Here is a 4,838-nt window from a genome sequence, read left to right on the forward strand (position 1 = left end):
GGGGCTCGTGAAGCGTTTGCCCGGGCGCGGATGGCGGGATTCGGTGGTCATTTCAGGTGGTCTCCCAGCAGCCAGTCGAGCACGGCGTCCATGCGAATGTGAGGTGGCGCATTGCCATCGATCTTCGGCGGCGCGAAGTGGGGGAAGTCGAAGCGGCTTTCGGCCCAGAAATTCGGGTCGGGCAGCCGTGACGGCACCTCGCCCGGGAACAGCAGCACGGACTCGCGGCCGGCGCCTTGCGTGTCCGAGTCGCTCGCCCCCTCGTGCTCGCCGAGCAGTTGTCCCGCCAGCGCCGGATGACGCTGCCCATTCTCGACCACCTCGCGCGCCTCGCTGGCGCGGATGGCGGCGATGGTGAAGGCCTTGAGCGGTACATCGCGATAGCGCAGGCGCTTGAGCGGGTCCGCCAGCAGCTGTTCGAGCAGGTCGCGCATCGCGCCATGCTGCTCTGGCGTGACGTGGTCGGCCTTGGTGGCGGCGATGGCCAGGCGGTCGATGCGGCGGTCCATCAGGCGCGCCAGCAGATGACGACGGCCGTAGGCGAAGCTGTCGAACAGCTTGTCCAGCGCACGGCTCAGGTCGCGGAAGGGCGCCGGGCCGGCATTCAGCGCGCCCAGCACGTCGATCAGCACGATCTGGCGGTCAAAGCGCCGGAAGTGGTCGTGATAGAAGGGGCGCACCACGCGGCGGCGATAGTGATCGAAGCGGCGTGCGAGGGTGCGATACAGGCTGGCTTCCGGCAGGGCGGCCAGCGCGTCGGGTGTCCAGTCACCGAGCCCCGGCAGCGGGAAGAACTGCAGCACCGGCGCCTCGTCCAGCTCGCCGGGCAGCAGGAAACGGCCCGGTGTCAGGTCGACGAAGCCACCCTTGCGGCGCGCGGCGTGCAGATAGTCGGTATAGAGGCTCGCGATCTCGGCGAGGCGGTCTTCATCCACCTCACTGTCCGGTGCCAGGCCCTCGATGGCCGCCATCCAGTCATGCGCCCAGTCGCCACGCCCGTCGGCCAGCTGGGTTTCGCACTCGCTGCTCCAGCCGCTGAAGTCCTGCTCCAGCATCGGCAGGTCCAGGAGCCATTCGCCGGGGTAGTCGATCAGGTCCAGCGTCAGTGTGGCGCGCTGGCTGTCGAGCATGCGCGCGGCGCGCGAGGTGGGGCGAAAGCCGATCTTGAGACGCAGCTCGCTGATGCTGCGGGTCGGCGTCGGCCATTCGGGGCCATGCGGCGAATGCTGGCCGGACAGCGAGCGCAAGCCGGCTTCCAGCGGGAAGCGCGGAATGGAAAGGTCCGGCTGGCTGACGCGTTCCGCACCGAGCAGGCGGCCATCGCGTGCGGCGGGCAGCAGTTCCAGACGCGCGCCGAGTCCGGCATGACGCAGCTGCTCGATCAGCGAGACGAGAAAGGCGGTCTTGCCGGCACCGGACAGGCCCGTGACGGCGAGCCGCAGCTGGCGGTCGAGACCGCGCTCCAGCAGGTCATGTGCTTCGCGGCCCACATCGCGGGCAAGCTGGCGGGCGTTGCGGGTCATGGTGTTGAACATCAGGCATTCCCTGTCAGTGGGGGCTAGGCGGCGGCGCGACGCGATGGCGTCCTGGCAGCTGATGATGAGCTGGGTGATGGCCGGGACTTGCCAGCGCGCGCCGCACGGCTCGCCATCATCCCTCTATCTGCGGGCGATCGGCGCGCAAGGCAAGCTGACGCCACGCCAGCAGGGCGACGGGCAGCAGGCAGGCGGGGATCAGCAGCAGGTTGAGCAGCGCCCAGCCCAGCGTACTGACCAAGGGCCCGGCCAGCAGCGCCGTCACCGCTCCGGTGGTGAAGACGAGGAACTCATTGGCGGCCTGGGTGCGGGCCTTCTCGTTGGGTTGATGGCAGCGGGTCAGCAGCGTGGTGGCGGGCAGGAAGGTGAAGTTCCAGCCGATGCCGAGCAGGATGAGACCGAGGAAGAACCCCTGGGTTCCCGTCAGGTAGTCGGCGGCCAGCAGCTGTGCGGTGGCAAGACTTGCCAGCAGAAAGCCGCAGCCGGTCACGATCATGGTGCCCGCCCCGAAGCGGGCGACCAGCCGCCCGGTGAAGAAGGACGGCAGGAACATGGCGACCACATGCCATTGAATGGTGGTGGCGACGTGATCGAAGCCGTGTCCGGCATGGGCCATGGCCAGCGGTGTGGCCGTCATCGCCAGATTCATCACCCCATAGCCGACCATCGCGCTGAGCACGGCCAGCAGGAAGGTCGGTTGACGCAGGATCACGCCCAATGGGCGTGCAGGCGCCACTGCATCATCGTCGGCTGACTGGGCGTTGCCTTCGCGGGGCAGGCGGATGAAGGCCAGCAGCAACAGCGCGACCAGATAGAGCGCCCCCAGCCCGATGAAGCTGCCCAGGAAGGGCGTGTCGGCCAATGCATGACTGGTGCGTGCAAGCCAGGGCCCGAAGAAGGCCGCCAGCACGCCACCGCCCATCACCAGCCCGATGGCGCGTTCGCGCTGTTCCTCCGGTGCGGCTTCCATCGCGGCGAAGCGATACAGCTGGCCGAAGCCGATACCGATGCCCACCAGCCAGGTGGCAAGCAGGAACAGTCCGAAATGCTGCAGATGCAGCGCCAGCACGGCCAGCCCCGCGCCAGCCAGCCCGCACAGATTGCCGAGCACGAAGCCGCGCCGCCGCCCGAGACGGGCGGTGATCAACGAGGCGGGAATGGTGGCGCACATCAGACCCAGCCACTGGGTGGCGACCGGCGCGGTCGACCAGCTGCTCGAGGCCAGCTGGGCACCGATCAGCGGCGATACCGCGATCAGCAGGATGTTGCCGCTGACCAGCAAGGCCTGACACAGCGACAGCAGCGTGACGGCCAGCGGCAGGCGTGCCCGCTCGGCAGCGGGAGAAGATAGTGGCATGAAGGCGCAGCTCCGTCGGATGTCGGCGCCCGGCGCGCCTGACCTGATTATGCCTGTGCTCCGCTCAGGCGTTCCAACTCCATGCCTAGAATTGCGCTCACGGTGAGCCTAGTCTCCCGCCCATTCCCGCAGGCTGCCCTGACGCACACGGCGAATGGCGTGTGACAGCTCGCCCCGCTCGGCAAGACGCTGGATGACCGCAGGCAGCGCAGCGCGGACTTGTGCGGCTGACATGCCGGGGGAAAGTTCCGGGGCATACAGCATCTTGAGCAGCACGTAATCCAGCGGGCTCAGCCAGGTATCCACCGTGACGTCACTGAAGACGGAGGGGAAGACCCTGTCCGAATCATTGGGCAGCCCCATCAGCTGGGCGCTCTCCTCGACGACGCAGTCCACCAGACGCGCCTTCTGGCGGGCATAGTCCGCGGGAATCAGGATCAGGCCGCTGGCGATGGCGTGATCCGGCCCGGTCTTGAACAGCGTCAGGCACACGCCTTCACGCAGTGCCTTGCGCATGCCCGGGGTGGCGGCCTGCTGCTTGCCGACGTAGGCGGTGGCCTCGCGCGTCATGTGGTCCCGGGCGATGAAGGCGATGCGCAGGTTGGCCTTTCCGGCGGAGGACACGAAACTCAGCGGCTGGCCGGTGATGGCGGCCAGATGACGAAACTGGACCTCGCTCATCTGTCGCTGCATGCGCGAATTGCCCAGCTGCGAATCGACCCGCACCTTGATGGGCGCCTGCCAGCGCACCAGCGAGGCGCTGCTGCCGGGTTGGTATTCACGCTTGAGCGCCACTTCCATGAAGCTGTCCGTCAGCACAGCGGCCCGCTGCCAGCGCTCGGCGGCCTGGCACGGGCTGACGACGGCCAGGCTGGACAGCAGCAGGGCGACGCCCAGCGCCTTGAGCGCCCTGAGCGAGGAAAAGAAAGGAGCCCTCAGCAAAGAGGAGAAAGAAGCCCTCAGCGTGGAAAAGAACAGCCTCTTGAGCTGGCGATGGGGTAAGCAGGGCATGGGCGACCTCTTCAGGGAACATGCAGTCCAGCATGCCTGAAATGCACACGCCCCGCGTGTCCGAGAGGGCAACGCGGGGCGTGATACTCATTTGATGACGATTTGTCGTTTTGAAGCGGCGGCTTTCAGGCGTCAGATGAAGGCCAGATAGATGGCGATCACCAGCACGACCAGCAGCAGCGCGCAGACCTTGGCGCCTTTCCAGGGCGTCATGTCGATGGCGCCGACATCCTGCTGGTTCCACGGCTCGTCACGCGGTGCCAGCTTGCCGATGATCAGCATCATCGCGATCAGCAGCACGAACACCAGACCGACGAAGTGGAACTCGTGGATCACGTCGAGCACGCCGGAGAAGGCCGGCACGAAGTAGACCACCCCGATCACGCTGCAACCGATCAGCAGTGCCAGGTTGGCGGCGATGGTCGGCACGCGACGCGTCAGCAGCCCCATCAGCACCACGGCGAAGATCGGGATGAAGTAGATGGCATTCATCTTCTGCAGGTAACCGAACAGGCTTTCCTGACCGGCCAGCAGCGGCGCGAGGGTCATGGAGGAGATCGCCAGCACCCAGCCGAAGCCCTTGGAGACCTTGACCACTTCCTCGTCGCTGGCATCACGACGCAGATGCGCCTTGTAGATGCCGGTGGAGAACAGCGTGGTGGTAGCGTTCAGCGCCGAGTTGAAGGACGACAGGATCGCGCCGACCATCGCCGCGGCGAAGAAACCGGTCAGCGGCGCGGGCAGCACATCGAAGACCAGCTGGCCGTAGGCGCTGTCGGCCTTGACGCCGGAAGAGGCATAGAGGTGATAGGCGATGATGCCGGGAATCACCAGATACAGCGGGCCCAGCAGCTTGAGGGCACCGGTCAGCAGTACGCCTTTCTGGCCCTCGGCGAGGGTCTTGGCGGCGAAGGTGCGCTGGATGATCTGCTGGT

The 4,838-nt window shown here is 66.8% G+C and carries 4 protein-coding genes; all 4 read right to left on the reverse strand.

The genetic code is table 11. From position 1 onward, the window contains the following. Positions 1–47: 47 nt before the first annotated feature. On the reverse strand, positions 48–1,535 hold the full coding sequence (locus AC4FAH_RS03575; protein ID WP_287024112.1) for a YcjX family GTP-binding protein: 1,488 nt from the start codon (positions 1,533–1,535) through the stop codon (positions 48–50). A 115-nt stretch (positions 1,536–1,650) separates the two neighbouring features. Beyond that, the gene (locus tag AC4FAH_RS03580) at positions 1,651–2,856 is read right to left on the reverse strand and encodes an MFS transporter (RefSeq protein WP_347420654.1); all 1,206 of its coding nucleotides are present in this window, start codon (positions 2,854–2,856) and stop codon (positions 1,651–1,653) included. A gap of 144 nt (positions 2,857–3,000) precedes the next feature. After that, positions 3,001–3,834 carry a DUF2927 domain-containing protein gene (locus AC4FAH_RS03585; RefSeq protein WP_490245645.1) on the reverse strand — a complete coding sequence of 278 codons (834 nt, stop codon included), beginning with the start codon at positions 3,832–3,834 and terminating at the stop codon, positions 3,001–3,003. A 201-nt stretch (positions 3,835–4,035) separates the two neighbouring features. After that, positions 4,036–4,838 (reverse strand): sodium:solute symporter family transporter (locus AC4FAH_RS03590; protein WP_490245646.1); only part of this gene is annotated, 803 nt, incomplete at its 5' end.

This window comes from Cobetia sp. (genome assembly GCF_983723665.1).